This window comes from Streptomyces curacoi (genome assembly GCF_001513975.1).
GTDB lineage: Bacteria > Actinomycetota > Actinomycetes > Streptomycetales > Streptomycetaceae > Streptomyces > Streptomyces curacoi.
Genome location: NZ_KQ947987.1, coordinates 515,816 through 535,448 on the forward strand (window position 1 = coordinate 515,816; position 19,633 = coordinate 535,448).

A 19,633-nucleotide genomic window follows, 5' to 3' on the forward strand; every position below is an offset into this window, starting at 1 on the left:
TGTTACGTCCTTCGGGACAGGCGGAAATCGGCTCTGACCTGCGCGTTCGGGCGCATGGGCATACGTGCGCGACATTGCGCGGGAATAAAGCGAGAAGAGGGAGAGGTCGGGCGCTGGAGAGCTGTCAGCGCACCGGACAGATGGCGCTGGACATGCGGCCGAGGTCGACGTGCCGCCGACTCACCAAGGCAATTCCAGTTCCAGGCATGACGGAAGCGTGTCACGGCGATCTGGACACAGTCCAGCTTCGTCCATTATGCGGACACCCTTGTCCCGAAGAGCGAGACAAGGGTGTCGTCGGTCACATGACCGGATCGGGTCGTTTCTCCCCAGGTCAGCCAGGGTACGCCCCCGGCCACGGACCGGGCGCGGCCACGACGGCCTCCTCCTCGACCTTGGTGTCGAAGAGCCTGAAGCCCCGTCGCAGGTAGTTGTCCATGGCGTGCTCCCCGTCCTTGCTGCAGGTATGCAGCCACACCCGCTTCGTCTGCGCCAGCCCCGGCCAGCGGTCCGCGAGGTCCCAGGCGCGGGCGGTGCCGTACGACAGCAGATGCCCGCCGATGCGGTGTCCGCGGAAGGCCGGAATCAGGCCGAAGTAGACGATCTCCACGACCCCGTCGTCCTGCGGGTCCAGCTCCACATACCCGGCCGGCGTCCCCCGCTCATAGGCGACCCACGTCTCCACCCCGGGCCGCTCCAGATGTTCCAGCCACTGCGCGTACGTCCAGCCGAGCCGGTCGATCCACTGGATGTCCCCGCCGACGGACGCGTACAGGAACCGGCTGAACTCGGGCGAGGGCACCTCGGACCGGACGATCCGGACGTCGCCCTGCGGGGCCTGGGCCGGGAGGAGGTCGGTGGGCGCGGTCTGTTCCAGGGACCAGGTGGTCACGGGCATGTTGGTCATGGCGGCCAGGGAACCATCCGTATGGCCGATCTGTCGATCGGCGGCCACATGGACAGCCGGCCCCGGCCGCCGATACTCGGCGGCTATCCCAGCGCCCTGTCGATCGACGCCAACGGCACGGCGAACAGCGTCCGGCCCGACTGGGACCAGACCTCGCCGGTCGCCTCCCAGTACGAGAGGGGGCCGGCCCGCATGCCCCAGCAGCGCGGGGCCCCCTGCGAACCGCAGCGGGTCGCCTCGGCGCCGTCGGTGTCCTGGCGCCACAGGCTGCCGTGCCGGTCCGTGGCGCCCGGGGCGCGGCTCAGGTACCACTCGGAGCGTGCCGTGCCGGTGGCCCGGTGCGACAGGACGCCCTCGATGCCGGAGGCCTCCGTCTCGTACACCTCCACCGGGTGCGCGGATCCGGTGGCGTCGATGGCCGGCAGGCCGGTGCGGGCCGGGTCCGTGTCGAAGTCGTAGCGCCACAGGCGGGCCGGCCGGTCGCTGCCGGCCGGGGTCCGCTCGCTCGCGACCAGGCTGTCGGGCGTCGTGCTGCGGTCCAGGGAGATACCGCCGAGGCGCGGGGCGGCGCTGCCGCCGCTCAGGCGGTAGGAGCCGACGGCCGGCAGGACGAAGCGGTAGCCGTGCGCCGACCAGCCCTGTCCGACCCGGCCCACCGCGGCGCTGTCGACCGTGGTGCGCTGGACGCGGTCCATGTCGTACACGTACAGCCCGTCGGCGGCGGTGACCAGCAGTTTGTCCTGGTACCAGACCATCCCGGAGAGGCGGGACGTCAGGGCGCGGTAGTTCCGCCCGCCGTCCACCGGGACGACCAGGAGCGCCGACGTGTACCTGAGGTGGTCCGGGTCGTTGGCGTCGACGAAGGCGACCCGGGCGAGGCCCCGGCCTGCGGTGCCCTGGCTCCAGCCGGAGAGGATCACCCGGTTGTCGCTCCACCAGCCGTCGTCGTCGGCGTCCCCCGAGGTGGTGACCGCGCCCGCCCGCCAGGCCCGGGTGTCGGCGGCGTCCCAGCAGTACGCGCGCGTGGCGGCCGGCGCGACCGGCAGCGCCGTGCGCTCGTCGGCCGTGCAGCCGGCCAGGTCACGCATGCTCCGGTCGGCGCTTTCGAGGACGGCGCGGACACCGACCGGCTTGCCCATCCCGGAAGCGAGCTCGTCGAGCGTGGCCTGCGGGACCGGCTGCTCCTGCAGTCGCAGGGCGCGGGCCTCGGCGGCCCTGGTGAGAGGCGTCAGCGCCCCGGGGTCGTCACCGTCCGTGGCCTGTGAGGCGCTGATCATCGTGGCGGCGGCGGTGAGCGCGAGTGCGGTTCCGGCCAGGAACGCGCGCGCCGCGCGCCCCTGCTTGCGTCGACGGTGTCTGCCGCGGTGCTTCATCAAACCTCCCGAGGCGAGCCAACTGCGGCCATTGGTCCGTGCGTTGACCAAAGGAGCAGGTGGGGTGGCTCGTAGAGAGATGCTACGGCAGTTGGGCCCGCTTGCGGACTAAGACCCTGCAAATATGCGGAAGATGCCACTCTGGCTCAGAACGCCTCTGCCGACATCCGCCCCCGCGTCACCGCGGGCGCCGTCGAGTGCGGCAGCAGATCGTGCGGGTCGTCCGGCAGCAGCACCTCGACCTCCGCGTCCTCGCGGAAACGGTAGGGCCGATGCTCCAGAAACGCCCCGAGATAGCGCCGTACCCGCGACATCTCGGCCCGCACCGTCACCGTACGGCCCGCGTCGCCGAACACGTCCTCGGCCAGCCCCGCCGCACTGCGGCCCGTGCGGTGCAGGGCCAGCAGATACATCAACTCGGCGTGCCGGGGGCTCAGTTCATGGCTCCAGGAGCCCGCGCTGCCGGAGACGGTCACCGACCAGCGGCGCGGCTGCCTCAGATCCAGCACGATCCGCGTCGCCCCGACCGGCACCGGCTCGTCGGCGGGCCGCAGCAGCCAGCCGCCCGCCAGCGGCTCCACCGAGCACGGGCCGAGCGGCGGCAGCCACCGTCGGCCCGGCGCCAGGGACTTGGGCAGCGCGATCCGGTTCTGGTACGGCATCCCGGTCACCGCGGCGGTCCAGCCGTCCCGGTCCACCACCAGGGCCCGCCCGGCGATCCGGGCCAGCACCGGCGCCGCCACCGCGCGCAGCCGCTCCAGCGAGGCCAGATGCACTTCGCGCAGCCGGGCCTCGGCGAGTTTGGCCACCGAGTCGACCCAGGCGAGCGTGGCCGGGTGCATGGTCTCCAGCGGCCCGCTGACATCCACCACGCCGATCAGCCGGCCGTCCCGCGGATCCGTGATGGGGGCGCCGGTACAGGTCCAGGAGGTCTGCGAGCGCTGGAAGTGCTCGGAGGCGAAGACCTGCACCGGTCGGCGCACCACGGCCGGGGTGCCGACACCGTTGGTGCCGACGACGCTCTCCCGCCAGTCGGCGCCGAGTTCGAACCCGAGCCCGTCGGCCTTGCGCAGCACCGAGGAGTTGCCCTCCCGCCACAGCACCCGGCCCTCGTCGTCGGCGACGACCATGATGTGGTGGGCGACGTCCGCGACCGACAGCAGCCCCTCCCGCAGCACCGGCAGCACATGTCTGAGCGCGGTGGTCTCCCGGCGCCGCTGCACCTCCTCCCGGGACAGCAGCCCGGACCGGAAGTCGTGGTCCGGATCCACACCGCTGCGCAGCAGGCGCCCCCAGGACTGCTCGATCACGGGGCGCGGGGCGACGGGCGCGCGCTGTCCGGAGAGCGTGGCGGAGCGGACCTCGCTGAGTACTCGCGCCGCACGCGCCGCGTCCACGGCGGCGAGGTGCGTCACGTCTGTCGGCGAGAGCGCCACTGGTCCCTCCCGGGGAAGACTGTCCGGACTCGTCCTCACTGTGCGTCTCATAGTGCCGTCCGCCTCTCGCGGAGGGACACAGTCCGCACACAGACGCCAGCAAGTTGCAACCCCTTGCAACCCTGGTGAACCGCTCTGGCCTGGTTGAAACTTGAGCGACGCCGTCCCGAGCGGCGTTCGCGGCCTCGAACGGGCCATGAGCGGGGGTGGTGCCGTGTCGGCGCAGCACCACCCCCTACCTCCGGTGGTCGGGCCGCGTTGCGCGACAGGGGGTGCGGCTTTCTGTCGCGTCGGCGGCCGCGGGGCGGTTCGTGGCTGGTCGCGCAGTTCCCCGCGCCCCTCGGTCAGGCCTGCGGCCTGGACCGATCCACCACCGACCGCAGGTCCAGGGTGGACGGCAACGTGCCGAAGGCCGCGCCGCCGTCGCCGCCCAGACGAGAGGCGCAGAAGGCGTCGGCGACCTCCGGTGGGGCGTAGCGGACGAGCAGAGACCCTTGGAGCACAAGTGCCAGCCGCTCCGTCAGCCGGCGGGCCCTCGCCTCGATGCCCTCCAGGTCGGCCAGTTCGGTCAGCAGGGACTTGATCGCCGTGTCCAGGCGGTGATCGGCGCCGCGTGCCTTGCCCACCTCCTGAAGGTAGGCGTTGAGTGCGGTCGGCTCGCGCTGCAACGCCCGCAGCACGTCCAGCGCCTGGACGTTGCCCGCGCCCTCCCAGATCGAGTTCAGCGGCGACTCGCGCACCAGCCGGGGCATCCCGGACTCCTCGACGTACCCGTTGCCGCCCAGGCACTCGGACGCCTCGACGGTCACCGGCGCACACCGCTTGGTCACCCAGTACTTGGCGGCCGGCACCGCGATCCGCAGCAGCGCCCGCTCCTGTTCGCCGCCGTCGTCGTAGGCGGCCGCGAGCCGCAGCGCGAGGGTCGTCGCCGCCTCGGACTCGACGGCCAGGTCGGCCAGGACGTTGCGCATGAGCGGCTTGTCGACGAGCTTGCCGCCGAAGGCCTCGCGGTGGGAGCAGTGATGGACAGCCTGCGCCACGGCCTGCCGCATCAGTCCCGCCGAGCCGAGCACGCAGTCGAGGCGGGTCGCGGCCACCATCTCGATGATGGTGCGCACCCCGCGCCCCTCCTCACCGACCCGGCGCGCCCACGTCCCGTCGAACTCGACCTCGCCGGAGGCGTTCGAACGGTTGCCCAGTTTGTCCTTGAGCCGCTGGATCAGGAACACATTGCGGCTGCCGTCGTCCAGGACACGCGGCACGAGGAAACACGTCAGGCCCTCCGGCGCCTGGGCGAGGACCAGGAACCCGTCCGACATCGGCGCCGAGCAGAACCACTTGTGCCCGGTCAGCGCGTACGTCCCGGCCTCGGCGAGCGGTGTGGCGGACGTCGTGTTGGCGCGTACGTCGCTACCGCCCTGCTTCTCCGTCATCCCCATCCCGAACAGCGCCCCGGCCTTCTGCCGGGCGGGCCTGAGATCACGGTCGTAGATCATGGACGTCAGCCGGGGTTCCCACTCGGCGGCCAGGTCCGGGTCGGTGCGCAGGGCAGGGACGGCCGCGTGGGTCATGGACAGCGGGCAGCCGTTGCCGGCCTCGACCTGCGTCCACATCAGGAACGCGGCCGCCCGCCGCAGATGCCCGGCGGGCCGGGTCCAGGCGGCGGTCAGCCCGGCCGCGACGCCCTTGCCGAGCAGCCGGTGCCAGGCCGGATGGAACTCGACCTCGTCGACACGACGGCCGTAGCGGTCGTGGGTGCGCAGCTGCGGCGGGTTCTCGTTGGCCTGCGCCCCCCACTCCTGGACCTGCGCCGCGCCACAGGTGCGCCCGAGCGCGGCCAGCTCCGTGCGGACCTCGTCCAGCAGCTCGGGAGCGACATGCCGCTCCACCGCCGCCACCAGGGCCCGGTCGGCGGTGAAGACGTCGTAGGCCACGAGGGGCGGGGCCTGGTTGGTCACGCTGTGGGTGCTGCCTGCCATGTCTGCGAACCTACCCGCGCGGCGCCGGAGGCCACCACAGGGCGGGCGCCTCGGCCCCATGGGGTGAGTGCGACCTGGCACGACGGATACCTTTGGTTCGTGCAGTCAGCAAGTGAATCCCCCCAGCGGCCCTCCGGCCGTCTCCACCGGGCGCGTGCCCTCTACCGGAACGTCTCCAAGCGGAGGACCGCCTGGCTGCTGCTCAAGGACACCGTCAACTCCTGCATCGAGTACCGCATCCTGGGCCTCGCGGCCGAGGCCGCGTTCTTCACCCTGCTGTCCGTGCCGCCGCTGCTGCTCAGCCTCATCGGTCTGCTCGGCTACGTCGACGACTGGACCGGCACCGACACCATCACCAGCCTGGAGACCAACCTCCTGGAGGCCTCGCGCACCGTCCTGTCCGACAAGGGCGTGCGCCAGATCGCGCAGCCGATCCTGGACGACGTGATGAAGGGCGGCCGCCCCGACGTCATCTCCGTCGGCTTCCTGTTCGCCCTGTGGTCGGGCTCGCGCGCGGTGAACGTCTTCATCGACACCATCACCGTGATGTACGGCCTCGACGGCGTCCGGGGCATCGTCAAGACCCGGCTCGTGGCGTTCCTGCTGTTCATCGCCGCGCTGCTGATCGGCTCGGTGGCGCTGCCGCTGATGGTGGCCGGACCGGACGCGGTGGTGCGGATCGTGCCGTGGTCGGAGACCGTGGTGCAGGTGCTGTACTGGCCGGTCGTGATCGTCCTGTCGATCGCGTTCCTGACGACGCTGTACCACGTGTCCGTGCCGGTGCGCTCGCCCTGGATCGAGGATGTGCCCGGCGCCCTCGTCGCCCTCGGCATGTGGGTGCTCGGCAGCTTCCTGCTGCGCATCTACCTGACGAACACGATCGAGGGCGCGACGATCTACGGCTCCCTCGCCGCCGCCGTGGCCGTGCTGCTGTGGATCGGCGTGTCCGCGTTCGCCGTGCTCGTCGGGGCCGCGGTCAACGCCGCGATCGACCGGGTCTGGCCGGCCGCCGCGACGGCCGCGGCCCGCGCCGCGAACGAACGGATGCGCGAGGCCCAGGTCGCCGAGTACGTGGCCCGCGCCGCCGCGAGCCGGGAGCCGGACCCCGAGGACCCGGACATGCCGTCGGAGTTCCCGGAGCGGTGGTCCCGTTTCCTGCCGCCGGAGGACGTGACCTCGCGGCTGCGGACCCACGTGAAGAGCACGCACACCCATCCACCGCACAAGCCGGAGGACTGAAGGGCGGGGCTTCAGACCTGCCACGCCCCCGCCGCCGCGGCCTCCCGCACGAAGTCCCCGAAGTCCCGTGGTCCACGGCCGAGCACCTCGCGCACGTCGTCCGTGAGATGCGCGTTGCGGCCGTCCATGAGGGTTTCGAAGACCTCGATCAGGAGCTCGGCCTCCTCCGCCGGGACACCGAAGCCGGCCAGGGCATCGCCGTAGGCCCGGGTCGGAACCGGTGTGTAGGTGATCGTGCCGCCCGTCGCCTCGGACACCTCCGCGACCGCCTCCCGCCAGGTGAGCAGCCGGGGCCCGGTCAGCTCCAGCGTCCGGCCCGCATACCGGTCACCGCGGACGAGCGCCGCCACCACGACGTCCGCGATGTCCCGCACGTCGACGAACGGCTCCTTCACCTCTCCCGCCGGGAACACCAGCTCCCCGTGGCGCAACCCCTCCACCAGCGGCCCCTCACTGAAGTTCTGCGAGAACCAGGCCGCCCGTACGACCGTCCAGTGCGCGCCGGACGCCTTCAGCGCCTCCTCCGCCGGCAGCGCCTGGTCCTCGCCACGCGCCGACAGCAGCACGAGCCGCCGTACCCCCAGCCCGACCGCCTCCCGGGCGAGCGCCCCGATGTCCTCGGCCGCCGCCGGGGAGCCGACGTCGGACGGATGCACCAAATACGCCGCGTCGGCGTCGCGCAGAGTGGCCGCCCACGTCGTCGGATCCTCCCAGTCGAAGCCCCACGCCCGGGACGCGGGCCGTACCGTGAGCCCCGCGGCGCGTGCCGCCTCCGCCACCCGGCTGCCGGTACGGCCCGAGGCACCGGTCACCACCACCGTCATCTGCTGCGTGTTCGCCTTGTCGGCCGCGTTCTGCGTCATGCCTCCAGTCAACGGTCACGCGCCCCGACAGCCCATCGCTGAACGGCTCATTCCCATGTGCGGGCGTCTACGCTGACGCCATGGACGCCCTGGCAGGCCTGCTGGAGGGGCCACGCGCGCGTGGCGCCTTCATGATCCGCACGTGCTTCGAGCCGCCGTGGTCCATCCGTGTCGAGGACCGCGCCCCGCTCACCGTCATGGTCATGGTCCGCGGTGACGCCTGGGTGATCCCGGACGACGGGGAGCGCGTCCGGCTGCGCCCCGGCGACCTCGCCATCGCCCGCGGCCCCGACCCCTACACCTGCGCCGACGACCCCGGCACCGCACCCCAGGCCCTGATCCTTCCGGGCGCCGAGTGCCGCTACCCCGACGGACGCCCCCTCAACGGCTCGATGGACCTCGGCGTGCGCACCTGGGGCGACCGGATCGACGGATCCGCCGTGATGCTGATCGGCACGTATCTGTGGCAGGGCGAGGTCAGCGGACGGCTGCTCAGCGCGTTGCCGCCGCTGCTGTCCCTCCCCGCCGAGGTGTGGAACTGCCCCCTCACGCCGTATCTCCTGGAGGAGATCGTCCGCGACGAACCCGGCCAGGAGGTCGTCCTGGACCGCCTGCTCGACCTGCTGGTCATCGCCGCGCTCAGGGCCTGGTTCGCCCGCCCCGAGGCGGAGCCGCCCGGCTGGTACGCGGCGCTCGCGGACCCCGTGGTGGGCCGGGTGCTGCGCCTGGTCCAGGACCACCCCGCGCACCCGTGGACGGTCGCCTCGCTCGCCGCCAAGGCGGGGGTCTCCCGGGCCGCGCTGGCCCGCCGGTTCACGGAGCTGGTGGGGGAGCCGCCGATGACATACCTCACGGGGTGGCGGCTCGCGCTCGCGGCGGATGCGTTGCGCGACACCGACGACACGTTGGAGGCGATTGCGCGAAAGGTCGGCTATGGCAGCGCGTTCGCTCTGTCCAGTGCGTTCAAGCGGGTGTACGGGGTGAGTCCGCAGGAGCATCGGATGCGGGCTTCGTAGGGTGTCGGGTTTCGTGGTCGGGGGCAGCTCGTCTGAGGGCTGAGGGCTGAGGGCTGAGGGCTGAGGGCTGAGGGCTGAGGGCTGAGGGCCGAGGGCCGAGGGCTGAGGGCTGAGGGCGGCGGGATGTGTGGCTGGTCGCGGCGTAGCCTGGCCTGTGTGTACGCCGAGCGGGCGTCGCGGCTGACCGGTGCCGTGGTGTGGACGAACACCCCTGGTGGGAGGGGTGAGGGGCGTGTGCTGCCCGACGGGTGCATGGACCTGCTGTGGAACGAGGGTCGGCTGCTGGTCGCCGGGCCCGACACACGTGCGTACGTCACCGAAGGGGAGCCGAGTACCTGGGTGGGTGTCCGCTTCCTTCCGGGGACCGCACCCGGATTCCTCGGCGTTCCGGCTCATGAGGTGCTGGACCGGCGGGTCGACCTCGCGGACCTGTGGCCGGCCTCCGAGGTGCGGCGGCTGCGCGGCCGTATCGAGAACGCGGCCGACCCCGTGACCGCGCTCGAAGACGTGGCCCTGGAGCGGGCCGCCGACGCCGAGTCGCCCGACCCGCTGCTACGACGGGTCGTCACCGCCCTCGACGCCGGGCGGCCCGTCGCCGCCACCGCCGACGAACTCGGCCTGGGCGTACGCCAGTTGCACCGCCGCTGTCTGACCGCCTTCGGGTACGGCCCCAAGACGCTGGCCCGGATCCTGCGGCTGCAGCGGGCGCTCGGCCTCGCCCGCCGTGGAGTGCCCTTCGCGGACACGGCCGCCCGGGCCGGATACGCCGATCAGGCTCATCTGTCCCGGGAGGTGCGGGAGTTGGCGGGCCTGCCGCTCACCGGACTACTCGGCCGGAGCGGCGGCTAGCGGCGCGAAGAGGTCGACGCCGTTGCCGTCCGGATCGTGGACGGTGGCGTACCGCTGGCCCCAGAAGGCGTCCCACGGCTTGAGCTCGCCGTGGTACCCGGCGCCCACCAGCTCCTCGTACACCGCGTCGACCTCCGACGGGCTCTCGCAGCGCAGCGCCAGGGAGTGCCGGCCGCCGCCCGTCGGTGGCTGCCACTGCGGAAGGAAGGACCGCACGGTCTCCTCGGTGTCGAGCATCAGCCGCAGCCCGCCCGGCAGTCCGGCCTCGGTGTGCGGCTCGTTCTCGGCGCCCTCGGGGAAGGCGAAGCCGAGGCGGCGGTAGAAGGTGACGGCTGCGGCCAAGTCGGAGACGACGAGGCCGATGGCATCGAGTCGTGGAGTCATACGGCCACCGTAGGGAGCCGGAGGCCGGCCGTCTTGAAGGAATCGGACACCCTGTCGGACACCGTGTCGGCCACCCGGTCCGACATCCTCAGTGGAAGGTGACCGGCCCCAGGGGGGTCTCCACGGTGAAGGACATCCCCACCGGGCCCGTCGTGAGGGCGAGGTCCGTGCCGAGGGCCGACAGCAGGGGACGGATCTCGTCCGGTTCGGGGGCGCTCGCGGACAGGGACAGCAGGGGGGTGGTGGGCAGGCCAGAGGCGCTGGGGTGGACCGAGGTGCCCCAGTCGATGAGGAACGGGACGAGGCCGGACGGGTGGGCGTCGTCGCCGTCGGTGAGCCGCCATTCCAGCAGGGTGCCGTCGGGTCTGCGGCGGCTCATCGCCTGCGCGGACCCGGGATCGTAGCCCTGGGCCCGGGCGCCGTCGATCGCCGCGTCCAGGTCGGGCGGGCTGATCGCCCAGGTGACCGTGCGCGGGGCGGTCAGGCCGTCGACGTCGAAGGGGCGGGGCTGCCCGGGCGCGGACTGCTCGGGATCCGGGCCGATGATCTCCAGGTAGCTGCTGCCGCCCAGCGACACCAGATGATTCCGCGTGCCGAGCCCGACGTGCACGCCGCCCGGGGCGGGGGTGACGCCGGTGCGCCGGGCGAAGTCTGCGACCGTGGCGGCCAGGTCGGGGGTCGCGAGGACGAGATGGTCCAGGAGCGGGGGAATGGCGTTCATCGCAGCCGAGGCTACGCAGAGCGGCCCGGGTTGTGGAACACCTGTGCGTCAGGACCGGGGAGGTCACTCCTCGAAGACGACGGTGCCGTCATCGAGCAGCGTCGGATGGATCCTCATGGGGCCGTACTCGTCCACGTCCGAGGGCCGCGGGGTCTCCGGACCGTCGGGCCCCATGCGGACCATGCGCTCGACGCGGCAGATCCGGAAGACCCGGTCCGCCACCCGCGCCTCGTCGGCGTGCTCCAGCGTCCGGAACTCCTCGGCGGCCTTCGCGTACGCGGCCTTCTTCTCGTCGTCGAACCGGTACAGCATGGGCCACATCTCGGCCATCGCGTCATGGAGCACGCGCCGGGCGTCGTGCGGGGTGGACTGGATCGCGAGGGCCGGTTCCCAGCCGGTCCGTTCGCGCTCGACCACACCGAAACAGGTGGGCATCAGCACGACGTGCGGATGCGAGGCCACCGCCCGCTCCGAGTCACGGCGTACGTCGGCGGGGAACCGCACGCCCCGGTAAGTGAAGTCCCGCAGCCCGGCCCGCAGGGCGCCCGCCATCGGGCCGTCGTCCGCGCGGTCGGCGTCCAGGGCGAAGTCCAGGTCGGGGGAGGGGGTGAGGCCGGTGCTCCGCTCCCAGGAGCGTTCGGCGGGCTCCGGGTCGGTGGGCCGGGGCGGCTCCAGCCCGTGGTCGTCGCAGCGCGAGAACTCGTCCCCGCGCACGATCCGGTACCGCACCCCGCACGCCTCGACCTCGTTCACCGGCTCCCGTTCCAACACGTCCACCGCGGCGAGCAGTTCACGGCGTACGGCCGGATCGTCGGTGTCGTCCTTCGCCGTGAACCACAGATGGGTGTTCAGCGAGTCCCGGGCCATCTGCGGCATCCCGTTCACGACCGGCTTGAGCACCCGCCACTCGGGCCCCATTGCCGCATCCTGCACGGCGACCCCGAACACCGGCCCGCGCAGGGCGAACCCGGGATAGCGCAGCGAGGCGTCCACCGCGTCGGCCTCCCGCACCCAGGCGGCGGGGTCGTCACGGCGGATCAACTCCTCGTGGAGCGCGTGGATCTGTTGCTGCCAGTCATGGGTCATTCACGCATTGTTTCCAGTGGGGGAGTGCGTCGGGGGCGAACCGACCCAACTGCCGGGCTGGTTGGGCGGCGCCCTGAAGGCGGCCCGCGCCTCGAAAGTTTCCGATCACCGGCGGCAGTGGGTCCGCGCCCCCCGCTCGCCTAGGCTCCGTCGCATGCCCGCACGACTCCTCGTCCACACCCGCACCACCGCCTACCGGCACGAATCCATCCCGGCCGGCGTCGCGGCCCTGCGCACCCTCGGCGACTTCGAGGTGGACCACACGGAGGATCCCGCCGCCGTCGAGCAACCCCTCGACGGTTACGCGGCCGTCGTCTTCCTCTCCACCAGCGGCGAGGTGCTCACCCCCGCCGGGCGTGAGCGGCTCGCCGCGTACGTCGAGGCGGGCGGCGGGTTCGTCGGCGTCCACGCGGCGGCCTGCACCGAGTACGACTGGCCGTACTACGGCGAACTGCTGGGCGCGTGGTTCGACCGGCACCCCGAGTACCAGCCCGGCAAGGCGGTCGTCGAGGACCGCGAGCACCCGGCCACCCGGCACCTTCCCGCCGTATGGGACTTCGTCGACGAGTGGTACGACTTCCGCACCAACCCCCGGGGCACGGTGCGGGTGCTGGCCTCCGCCGACGAGTCTTCGTACGAGGGAGGCGGCATGGGCGAGGACCACCCCCTGGTGTGGTGCCGCCAGCAGGGATCCGGCCGCGTCTTCTACACGGCCCTCGGCCACGCCGCCGAGGCCTACGCGGACCCGGACTTCCGGGCCCACCTGCTCGGCGGGATCGCCTGGGCGGCGCGACAGGACTGAAACAGGACGGAGGGCCACTCCTGCGAAGTGGCCCTCCGTCATTCCCCCGTCGTGATGGTCGAAGAGGCGCCCGGCGTTCGCGCTGCCGGTCGGTCAGCGGGTGCAGGTCGTCGTCACACCGCCGTAGGGAAACGACAGGTACTTCGCGCCGTAGATCCATCCCCAGTCGGTGTAGTACCACCAGTTGCCGTGGGTGTTCTGGTACTTGCACGCCACCGACACCCACGCGTCCCGCACGTTGTAGCTCTCGCACGCGCCGTACGGTCCGCTGTGGGAGATGGCGTCCCCGCCGGAGTTGGCCCACTGGTTGTGCGATCCGGCCTGCCTGGGCGTCCAGCAGTCCGCCGCGGAGGCGGACGGCGCGGTCATGACTCCGCCGCCGAGGAGTCCGGCCGTGACGGCGAGGGTGGCGGCGGCGCTTCGGAGACGAGACATTCGGTACACACCTTCCTGTCGGTGCCGTCGAGTGCAAGGTCGGCCGAGCTGCCCACCACCTTGGCGGCCCGACCCTGCCCAAACCTTGAAAAGAGCTTGAAACAGCTGGTCAGTGCCACAGCGATCGGCCCTAGGATCCCCTCGGGGGGTGGTTCATGTGGCCGTGGAGATCCGTGTGCTGGGCGAGGTCGAGGTCCGGGTCGACGGCCACCGGCTGGATCCGGGCCCGGCGCGGCAGCGGCGCGTCCTCGCGGTGCTGGTGCTGGCGGCGAACCACGTGGTGACGGTGGACCAGCTCATCGACCGCGTCTGGGCGCAGCGGCCCCCGCAGCGCGCCCGGGAGACGCTGTACAGCTACCTCTCCCGACTGCGCCAGGCGTTACGGACCACGGCCGGGGCGGCACGGATCGCGCGGCGGTCGGGAGGCTACGAGCTGTCCGTCGAGCCCTCGGCCGTCGACCTGCACCGCTTCCGGGCCCTCAGCACCGGCGCGCGAACCGCCGCGAAAGCGGGGGACGAGGACGCGGCGGCGCGACTGTTCGAGGAGGCGCTCGCGCTGTGGCGGGGCGAGCTGTGTCCCGACATGGACAGCCCCTGGTTCGCCGCCCAACGCGAGACGGCGCGGGTGGAACGGCTCGCGGCCGTCCTGGACCGGGCCGACGTCCAGTTGCGTCGCGGCCTGCACGCCGAGCTGCTGACCACGCTGCCCGCGCTCGCCGAGAGCCACCCGCTGGACGAGCGGCTCGCCGCCCAGCTGATGCTCGCCCTCTACCGTGGCGGACGCCCCGCCGACGCCCTGCGGCACTACCAGGTCGTACGGCGCCGTCTCGCCGACGAGCTGGGCATCGACCCCGGGCCCCCGCTGCAGGAGCTGTACCAGCGGATCCTGATCTGCGATCCACGGCTCGCGCCCCCGGTGCGGAGCGCTGACCCCGGCCCGGCGCGGGCCGCCGAGCCGAGCCCGGCCTCAGCGGCTCGGCCCCGACAACTGCCCGCCCCGCCAACGCTGTTCACCGGACGTGGCAGCGAACTGGCCCGCCTGGACAAGCTGCTGGCCCCCCGGGGCAAGCCGGACGGCGGCAGCGTCCTGATCGCGGCGATCTGCGGCACCGGCGGCGTCGGCAAGACCTCGCTGGCCCTGCGCTGGGCCCACGACCAGCAAGAACTCTTCCCCGACGGCCAGTTGTACGCCGACCTGCGCGGCTTCACCCCCTCCGGTGAACCGGCGGACCCGTACGCGGTCATGCGAGGCTTCCTGGAGGCCCTCGGCGCCGACCCCGCCGGCCTGCCCACCGCCCCGCAGTCCCAGGCCGCGCTGTACCGCAGCCTCACCGCGGACCGGCGACTGCTCGTCGTGCTCGACAACGCCCGGGACAGCGAGCAGGTACTGCCCCTGCTGCCGGGCAGCCCCACCTGCACGGTCCTGATCACCAGCCGCCACCAACTCCCCGGACTCGCCGCCACCCACGGCGTCGGCCGGCTCACCCTGGACACGCTCGACGATCCCGAGGCGCGCGATCTGTTCGTCCGCCGCGTCGGCGCCGACCGGCTCGCCGCCGAACCCGAAGCGGCGGCGGAGCTCCTCCGCCACTGCGCCGGGCTCCCGCTGGCCGTGAGCGTCCTCGCCGCCCGCGTCACCACGAACCCGGTGCTCACCCTGACCGCCCTGGCGGCCGAACTGCGCGACACCGCGACCCGCCTCGACGCCCTGGAGACCGGCGAGGCGTCCGGTGACATCCGCACCGTCTTCGCCGCCTCCTACCTCGCCCTCGACCCCGACTCCGCCCGGGTCTTCCGCCAGCTCGCCCAGGCACCCGGCGCCGACATCGGCCTGCCCGCGGCAGCCGGCCTCACCGCGCTGCCACCCGCCCGGCTGCGCACCCGGCTGCGCCGCCTGCAGGCCCACCACCTCGTCCAGGAGCCCGTCCCCGGCCGCTTCACCTGCCACGACCTGCTGCGTGCCTACGCCCTCGAACTGGCGGCGACCGCCGCGCCCGCCGGCGAAGCGGACGCGGCCCTCACCCGCGTACTCGACCACTACGCGCACACGGCATACGCCGCCGACCGCCTCCTGCTCCCGCACCGCGACCCGCTCCCGCCGGCCCCGGCCGCGGACGACGCCCGGCCCGAGGAACTCGCCACCCACGACCAGGCCATGGCGTGGTTCGCCCGCGAGCACACCGTCCTGACGGCGACCGTCGACCACGCGGCCCGCGCCGGACACGACACCCGAGCATGGCGGCTGGCCTGGGCCCTCACCACCTTCCTCGCCCGCCGGGGACGCTGGGCCGACGTCACCGCCGTACACACCACCGCCCTCGCCGCCGCCGTCCGCCTGGCGGATCCGGCCGCCCGGGCCGAATCCCACCGCACGCTCGCCTGGGCGTGCACGGAGACTGCCCGCTTCGCCGAGGCCCACGACCAACTGGCCCGAGCGCTGGACCTTTCGGAGCGGAGCGGCGATCTGCGCTCCGCCGCCCACACCCACCTCGCCCTGGGCTGGCTCTACGAACGCCAGGACGACAAGCCCGCCGCACTCCGGCACGATCAGCGCGCCGTCGACCTGTTCACCTCGCTCGGCCACCTCCCGGGACGGGCCCGCGCCCTGAACGCGGTGGCCTGGGACCACACCCGGCTCGGCGACCACACCGAGGCGGTACGGCACTGCCGGCTGGCGCTGGCCATCCAGCGGGAGCTGGGCGACGAACGCGGCCAGGCCGGCACCTGGGACACCCTCGGCTACGCCTACCAGCAGCTCGGCGACCACACGAACGCCGTCGACTGCTACGCGCACAGCCTGGACCTCAACCGCGCCCTGGGCCACCGCTACAACGAGGCCGAGACCCTGGTCCACCTGAGCCAGACCCACCGGGCGACAGGAGCCGTCGAACCGGCCGGGCAGGCCCTGCGCGAGGCCCTCGCCATCTACCTCGACATCAACGCCCCCGAGCCGGACGTGGCCCAGGTCCGCACCCTCCTGCGCGAACTCGACGAGCCGACGGCGGACTAGTGCTGGAGCCTGTCCGGCGGATCAAGCCGACGTCGGGGCCTGTCGTCAAAGGGCCCACCAGCAATACAGGCGGCATCCCGTCGAGCGCGCGCGGCGGGCCAGGCCCGAAAGGAGGCCCAACATCTCGGTCGCGGCTTCGGCGGTGGTCCCGTACTGCCGCAGCTCATCGGTCTCGGCCCACGGCCCGGCCGCCTCGGCCAGCACGGCCGGGGTCGCCGAGGCCAGTGCCTCGGTCAGGGTGTCGGAGACACTGACGACGAAGGCGCTCTCCGCCTCGGGGGAGGAGAGCAGCTGTCCGGAGCGGGGACGTTCGGCCGCCTCCTCATGGGTGCAGCCGGTCAGGACCGCCTCCAGCCGAGCCATCACCACGACCGGATCGATGCCCTTGAGCGGCACGACATCCCATCCCGCCGGGTCCGGACCACCAGGCTCGTCGAGAACGCGCAGCGCTGTGTCGTCGTCGGAGGCCGAGAAGTAGTCGCACATCACCATGCGGTGATCCTCGCATTCAGGACCGACAGGGACGGGTGGACGGCAGGGCGGCTCGGGGGACCTCCTCGACGGTGTGCGGCGGGGCCCCGCGGCATCCGTCCACAGGACGTCGAACGCTGCCTGGAGGCCGATGCGTGTGCGGTGCCGTCCGCGCGACGACGCTCACCTGCTCAGCCGGACGACGTGTCGCACGGCCCGGCCGTGCTCGACCGTTCCACCAACCGCGTCGACAGCTCCGTCCGGGTGCTCTCCGGCCGGTCCCCGTCCATCATCCGCACCAGCAGACGCAGCGCCGTCGCCGCCATCTCCGACAGCGGCTGGCGGACCGTAGTGAGGGCCGGGGAGAGCCAGCGGGCCTCCGGCAGGTCGTCGAAGCCCACGACGCTCATGTCGTCCGGCACGCTCAGACCCCGTTCCGCCAGCGCCTCGTAGACCCCCAGGGCCATCCGGTCCGAGCAGACGAAGACGGCCGTCGGCGGCTCGGGCAGGTCGAGGAGGTCCAGCATCCGGCAGCGGGCGACACTCTCGTCGAAGCCCGCGTGACGGACGTACTCGGGACGGTGCCGCACCCCGGCCGAGGCGAGCGCGGAGCGATAGCCGGCCACCCGTGCGGTGCTGCACATCTTGCGCTGGTGACCGGCGATGACGGCGATGCGTTCGTGGCCGAGCGACAGGAGGTGCTCGGTCGCGATGACGCCGCCGTGCCAGTTCGCCGCGCCCACTGACACCACGCCCGGCGGCGGCTCAAGGACCGGGTCGATCATCACGAACGGGATGCGGTGCTGCTCCAGCCACGCGTACTGCGACGCCGTCAGCTCGGCCAGGTTGAACAGCACCCCGGACGAGCCGCGCGCGATGAGCTTGTCCAGCCAGCCGCGCTCCGGGCGGCCGCCCCGGGTGCGGGTGAGGCCCGCGGAGACCACGACCTCCAGCCCCGCGTCGTGCGCCGCCGCCTCCACCCCGTGCAGCACCGCGCCCGACCAGGAGCTGTCCAGCGAGTGCACGACGAGGTCGACCAGGCCCGGCGTCTTCGCCGCGTCGAAGCGGGGTCTGCGGACATAGCCGAGCCGGTCCAGCGCCTCGGTGACCCGGCGGCGGGTCTCGGGGGCGACGTCCTCCCGGCCGTTGACCACCTTGGATGCGGTCGGCACGGACACCCCGGCCTCGCGGGCCACGACCGCCAGGGTCGGGCCGGCCGCAACGCTCACACTGCCCGTACGGACCATCGGGAACCACCTCTCCGGCCCGCCCGAGGGCCATGAAAAGTTTCGACCAGCGCGGAAACGGTAAGCGCTTCCTACCCTAGGTTCGCCGCAATGAGTCCGGAAGAGGCCGGAGTTCGCAGGTCCGCACGGACCGCGGCTTTCGAAACCTCGAACATGCCCGGGGCTACCAGCAGGTGAGCCGGAATCCGGTGAAGTCGGCCGTGAACGCGGCGTCCACCAGATCCACGGCATGGACGCCCGCCATCGACCCGGTGAAGCGCAACTTGGAGCCGTAGTCGTCGGAGAGCTTGGTGAAGTCCAGCGGCGGCCCGACCGGTGTGCGGACCCCGCCCAGGACGTACCAGAACCGCGCCTCGGGGCCGTCCACCGTCACACCGAGCGTCAGTGGCCCGTCCCGGTGGACGTCGTCGACGTCGACCACGGCCACCTGCCGGGTGGCGAACTCCTCACGCTCCACGAGGCCGAGCACCGTACGGCCACCCCCGCGCCACTGCTGCCCGCGCTGCTCCTCCCCGTCGGGCTCCGCCCAGGTCAGGTCCAGCGCCAGATACGCCTCCGTGTTGTACCAGAGCACCAGCCCCGCCGCCTGCGTGAACGTGCGCGGCCGTGCCTCCACGGTGACCTCGGCCTCCGCGCGGTGCTCGGTGATCCGCCGGGCCAGGAGACTGTGCGCCCACCGCGACTCGGGACCGTGCCGACCGCGCAGCCGGATCCAGCCGGGGCGGGCGGCGGTGTCGGCCCAGGACGGGTCGGCGTAGCCGCGCAGGGTGCTCCACGGCCAGCCCAACCGGTCGCCCGGGTCGGGGACTTCGGGCTCCGGCTCGGCGGGACGCGTCGGTACCTCGACCTCCACCGCCGGGTGCCAGTCGCCTTGCCGCAGCCTGGGCCAGCCCGCCTTGTCCCAGGTCAGCGCCTGGATCGCCGTCTCCCGGCCGAGCGTGCAGCGCGGGCCGTCCGGCGTGGGCAGCGGGCGGGCCGTCAGATGGCTCATCACCCAGTCGCCGTCCGGTGTCCTGACCAGCTCACCGTGACCGGCCTTCTGCAACGGCAGCGACGGGTCGTCCCGGGACGTCAGCAGCGGACGGTCGTCGAGTTCGTACGGGCCGGTGAGGGCGCGGCTGCGCGCGGTGCGCACGCCGTGCTCGACACCCGTGCCGCCCTCCGCGAGGATCAGGTGGTACCAGCCGTCGCGGCGCAGCAACTTCGGCCCCTCGATGAGCCGTTCGTGCTGCAGCAGCAGATGCGTGTCACCGACCGGGCCCAGCGTCTCCCGGTCCAGCTCGGTCAGCACGATCCCGGCGAACCGCCGCCCGCCCGGCCGGTGGTCGTTCTGGAGGTTGAGCAGCCACAGCCGCCCTTCGTCGTGGAAGAGCGCGGGATCGAAGCCGTGGCTCGGCAGGCGGCGCGGCGCCGTCCACTTGCCGCCGGCCTCCGTGGCCGTACTGACGTACGTGTCCACGTCGAAGTACGGCGTCCCCACCGAGCGCACCACCGAGTAGACCACCCAGAACCGCTCACCGTCCCAGCTCAGCGACGGCGCCCAGACGCCGCCCGAGTCGGGGACGCCGGCCAGTGAGTCGCCGGGGACCGCGCCCCGGACATGCCCGGCATACTCCCAGTGGGCCAGGTCCCGGGAACGGTGGATCGGGATCGTCGGGAACCACTCGAAGGAGCTCGTGGCCACGTAGTACCAGTCGCCGGCCCGGACCAGGGAGGGATCCGGGGCGAAACCGCGGATGACGGGATTGCGCAGCAGGGTCACGGGAGGACTCCGGGGGCGTGGGTCACCTGGGGGCCGCGGGGAGTCGGGGTCAC

18 protein-coding genes are annotated in these 19,633 nt (G+C 72.8%); 5 read left to right on the forward strand and 13 right to left on the reverse strand.

Annotation, left to right across the window (positions count from 1 at the left end; translation table 11 throughout):
- Positions 1-124: 124 nt before the first annotated feature.
- The 5 genes from AQI70_RS40910 to AQI70_RS15750 all read right to left on the reverse strand — a co-directional run bounded on the left by AQI70_RS40910 (position 125) and on the right by AQI70_RS15750 (position 5,695).
- Complete coding sequence (locus AQI70_RS40910) at positions 125-208, reverse strand: putative leader peptide (protein WP_351391960.1); 84 nt, start codon at positions 206-208, stop codon at positions 125-127.
- A 126-nt stretch (positions 209-334) separates the two neighbouring features.
- On the reverse strand, positions 335-907 hold the full coding sequence (locus AQI70_RS15735) for a GNAT family N-acetyltransferase (protein ID WP_062149467.1): 573 nt from the start codon (positions 905-907) through the stop codon (positions 335-337).
- 83 nt (positions 908-990) lie between these two features.
- Positions 991-2,280 carry a hypothetical protein gene (locus AQI70_RS15740; RefSeq protein ID WP_062149470.1) on the reverse strand — a complete coding sequence of 430 codons (1,290 nt, stop codon included), beginning with the start codon at positions 2,278-2,280 and terminating at the stop codon, positions 991-993.
- Between the two features lie 146 nt (positions 2,281-2,426).
- Entirely contained in the window at positions 2,427-3,716 is a 1,290-nt protein-coding gene (locus AQI70_RS15745; protein ID WP_062149473.1) for a GAF domain-containing protein, read from the reverse strand.
- A 344-nt stretch (positions 3,717-4,060) separates the two neighbouring features.
- Positions 4,061-5,695 carry an acyl-CoA dehydrogenase family protein gene (locus AQI70_RS15750; RefSeq protein ID WP_062149476.1) on the reverse strand — a complete coding sequence of 545 codons (1,635 nt, stop codon included), beginning with the start codon at positions 5,693-5,695 and terminating at the stop codon, positions 4,061-4,063.
- 99 nt (positions 5,696-5,794) lie between these two features.
- Here AQI70_RS15750 and AQI70_RS15755 point away from each other — a divergent pair, with 99 nt between their 5' ends.
- Entirely contained in the window at positions 5,795-6,934 is a 1,140-nt protein-coding gene (locus AQI70_RS15755) for a YihY/virulence factor BrkB family protein (RefSeq protein ID WP_062150087.1), read from the forward strand.
- A gap of 11 nt (positions 6,935-6,945) precedes the next feature.
- Here AQI70_RS15755 and AQI70_RS15760 read toward each other — a convergent pair whose 3' ends face one another.
- Positions 6,946-7,797, reverse strand: coding sequence for an NmrA family NAD(P)-binding protein (locus AQI70_RS15760; RefSeq protein WP_062149479.1), 852 nt, complete (start codon positions 7,795-7,797; stop codon positions 6,946-6,948).
- A gap of 80 nt (positions 7,798-7,877) precedes the next feature.
- Here AQI70_RS15760 and AQI70_RS15765 point away from each other — a divergent pair, with 80 nt between their 5' ends.
- Positions 7,878-8,813 (forward strand): AraC family transcriptional regulator, encoded by a 936-nt coding sequence (locus tag AQI70_RS15765; protein WP_062149482.1) that lies wholly within the window; start codon positions 7,878-7,880, stop codon positions 8,811-8,813.
- Positions 8,814-8,969: 156 nt separating this feature from the next.
- A complete protein-coding gene (locus AQI70_RS15770) occupies positions 8,970-9,662 on the forward strand; it encodes a helix-turn-helix transcriptional regulator (RefSeq protein WP_062149485.1) in 693 nt (230 codons plus the stop codon).
- On the opposite strand, the gene AQI70_RS15775 is transcribed toward AQI70_RS15770, so the two are convergent.
- The 3 genes from AQI70_RS15775 to AQI70_RS15785 all read right to left on the reverse strand — a co-directional run bounded on the left by AQI70_RS15775 (position 9,639) and on the right by AQI70_RS15785 (position 11,853).
- Positions 9,639-10,046 carry a VOC family protein gene (locus tag AQI70_RS15775; RefSeq protein WP_062149488.1) on the reverse strand — a complete coding sequence of 136 codons (408 nt, stop codon included), beginning with the start codon at positions 10,044-10,046 and terminating at the stop codon, positions 9,639-9,641. The two genes, AQI70_RS15770 and AQI70_RS15775, sit on opposite strands and share 24 nt — an antisense overlap.
- An 88-nt stretch (positions 10,047-10,134) precedes the next feature.
- The gene (locus tag AQI70_RS15780; RefSeq protein WP_062149491.1) at positions 10,135-10,767 is read right to left on the reverse strand and encodes a VOC family protein; all 633 of its coding nucleotides are present in this window, start codon (positions 10,765-10,767) and stop codon (positions 10,135-10,137) included.
- 63 nt (positions 10,768-10,830) lie between these two features.
- Positions 10,831-11,853, reverse strand: coding sequence for a DUF5954 family protein (locus tag AQI70_RS15785; protein ID WP_062149494.1), 1,023 nt, complete (start codon positions 11,851-11,853; stop codon positions 10,831-10,833).
- Positions 11,854-12,007: 154 nt separating this feature from the next.
- Here AQI70_RS15785 and AQI70_RS15790 point away from each other — a divergent pair, with 154 nt between their 5' ends.
- Complete coding sequence (locus AQI70_RS15790) at positions 12,008-12,655, forward strand: ThuA domain-containing protein (protein ID WP_062149497.1); 648 nt, start codon at positions 12,008-12,010, stop codon at positions 12,653-12,655.
- Positions 12,656-12,748: 93 nt separating this feature from the next.
- Here AQI70_RS15790 and AQI70_RS15795 read toward each other — a convergent pair whose 3' ends face one another.
- Complete coding sequence (locus AQI70_RS15795) at positions 12,749-13,090, reverse strand: hypothetical protein (protein ID WP_062149500.1); 342 nt, start codon at positions 13,088-13,090, stop codon at positions 12,749-12,751.
- A 157-nt stretch (positions 13,091-13,247) separates the two neighbouring features.
- Here AQI70_RS15795 and AQI70_RS15800 point away from each other — a divergent pair, with 157 nt between their 5' ends.
- Positions 13,248-16,100 (forward strand): AfsR/SARP family transcriptional regulator, encoded by a 2,853-nt coding sequence (locus AQI70_RS15800; RefSeq protein WP_062149503.1) that lies wholly within the window; start codon positions 13,248-13,250, stop codon positions 16,098-16,100.
- Positions 16,101-16,145: 45 nt separating this feature from the next.
- Here AQI70_RS15800 and AQI70_RS15805 read toward each other — a convergent pair whose 3' ends face one another.
- The 3 genes from AQI70_RS15805 to AQI70_RS15815 all read right to left on the reverse strand — a co-directional run bounded on the left by AQI70_RS15805 (position 16,146) and on the right by AQI70_RS15815 (position 19,580).
- Positions 16,146-16,592 (reverse strand): hypothetical protein, encoded by a 447-nt coding sequence (locus AQI70_RS15805; protein WP_062149505.1) that lies wholly within the window; start codon positions 16,590-16,592, stop codon positions 16,146-16,148.
- 170 nt (positions 16,593-16,762) lie between these two features.
- Positions 16,763-17,818: a LacI family DNA-binding transcriptional regulator gene (locus tag AQI70_RS15810; protein ID WP_062149509.1), complete on the reverse strand. Its 1,056-nt coding sequence runs from the start codon at positions 17,816-17,818 to the stop codon at positions 16,763-16,765.
- A gap of 163 nt (positions 17,819-17,981) precedes the next feature.
- Positions 17,982-19,580, reverse strand: coding sequence for a glycoside hydrolase family 43 protein (locus tag AQI70_RS15815; protein WP_062149512.1), 1,599 nt, complete (start codon positions 19,578-19,580; stop codon positions 17,982-17,984).
- Positions 19,581-19,633: the final 53 nt, after the last annotated feature.

Coding starts and splice junctions, on each gene's coding strand:
- AQI70_RS15780 (WP_062149491.1), bottom strand. CDS start 10,767: ATGAACGCCATTCCCCCGCTCCTGGACCATCTCGTCCTCGCGACCCCC.
- AQI70_RS15775 (WP_062149488.1), bottom strand. CDS start 10,046: ATGACTCCACGACTCGATGCCATCGGCCTCGTCGTCTCCGACTTGGCC.
- AQI70_RS15750 (WP_062149476.1), bottom strand. CDS start 5,695: ATGGCAGGCAGCACCCACAGCGTGACCAACCAGGCCCCGCCCCTCGTG.
- AQI70_RS15795 (WP_062149500.1), bottom strand. CDS start 13,090: ATGTCTCGTCTCCGAAGCGCCGCCGCCACCCTCGCCGTCACGGCCGGA.
- AQI70_RS15735 (WP_062149467.1), bottom strand. CDS start 907: ATGACCAACATGCCCGTGACCACCTGGTCCCTGGAACAGACCGCGCCC.
- AQI70_RS15765 (WP_062149482.1), top strand. CDS start 7,878: ATGGACGCCCTGGCAGGCCTGCTGGAGGGGCCACGCGCGCGTGGCGCC.
- AQI70_RS15790 (WP_062149497.1), top strand. CDS start 12,008: ATGCCCGCACGACTCCTCGTCCACACCCGCACCACCGCCTACCGGCAC.
- AQI70_RS15740 (WP_062149470.1), bottom strand. CDS start 2,280: ATGAAGCACCGCGGCAGACACCGTCGACGCAAGCAGGGGCGCGCGGCG.
- AQI70_RS15785 (WP_062149494.1), bottom strand. CDS start 11,853: ATGACCCATGACTGGCAGCAACAGATCCACGCGCTCCACGAGGAGTTG.
- AQI70_RS15805 (WP_062149505.1), bottom strand. CDS start 16,592: ATGGTGATGTGCGACTACTTCTCGGCCTCCGACGACGACACAGCGCTG.
- AQI70_RS40910 (WP_351391960.1), bottom strand. CDS start 208: ATGCCTGGAACTGGAATTGCCTTGGTGAGTCGGCGGCACGTCGACCTC.
- AQI70_RS15810 (WP_062149509.1), bottom strand. CDS start 17,818: ATGGTCCGTACGGGCAGTGTGAGCGTTGCGGCCGGCCCGACCCTGGCG.
- AQI70_RS15760 (WP_062149479.1), bottom strand. CDS start 7,797: ATGACGCAGAACGCGGCCGACAAGGCGAACACGCAGCAGATGACGGTG.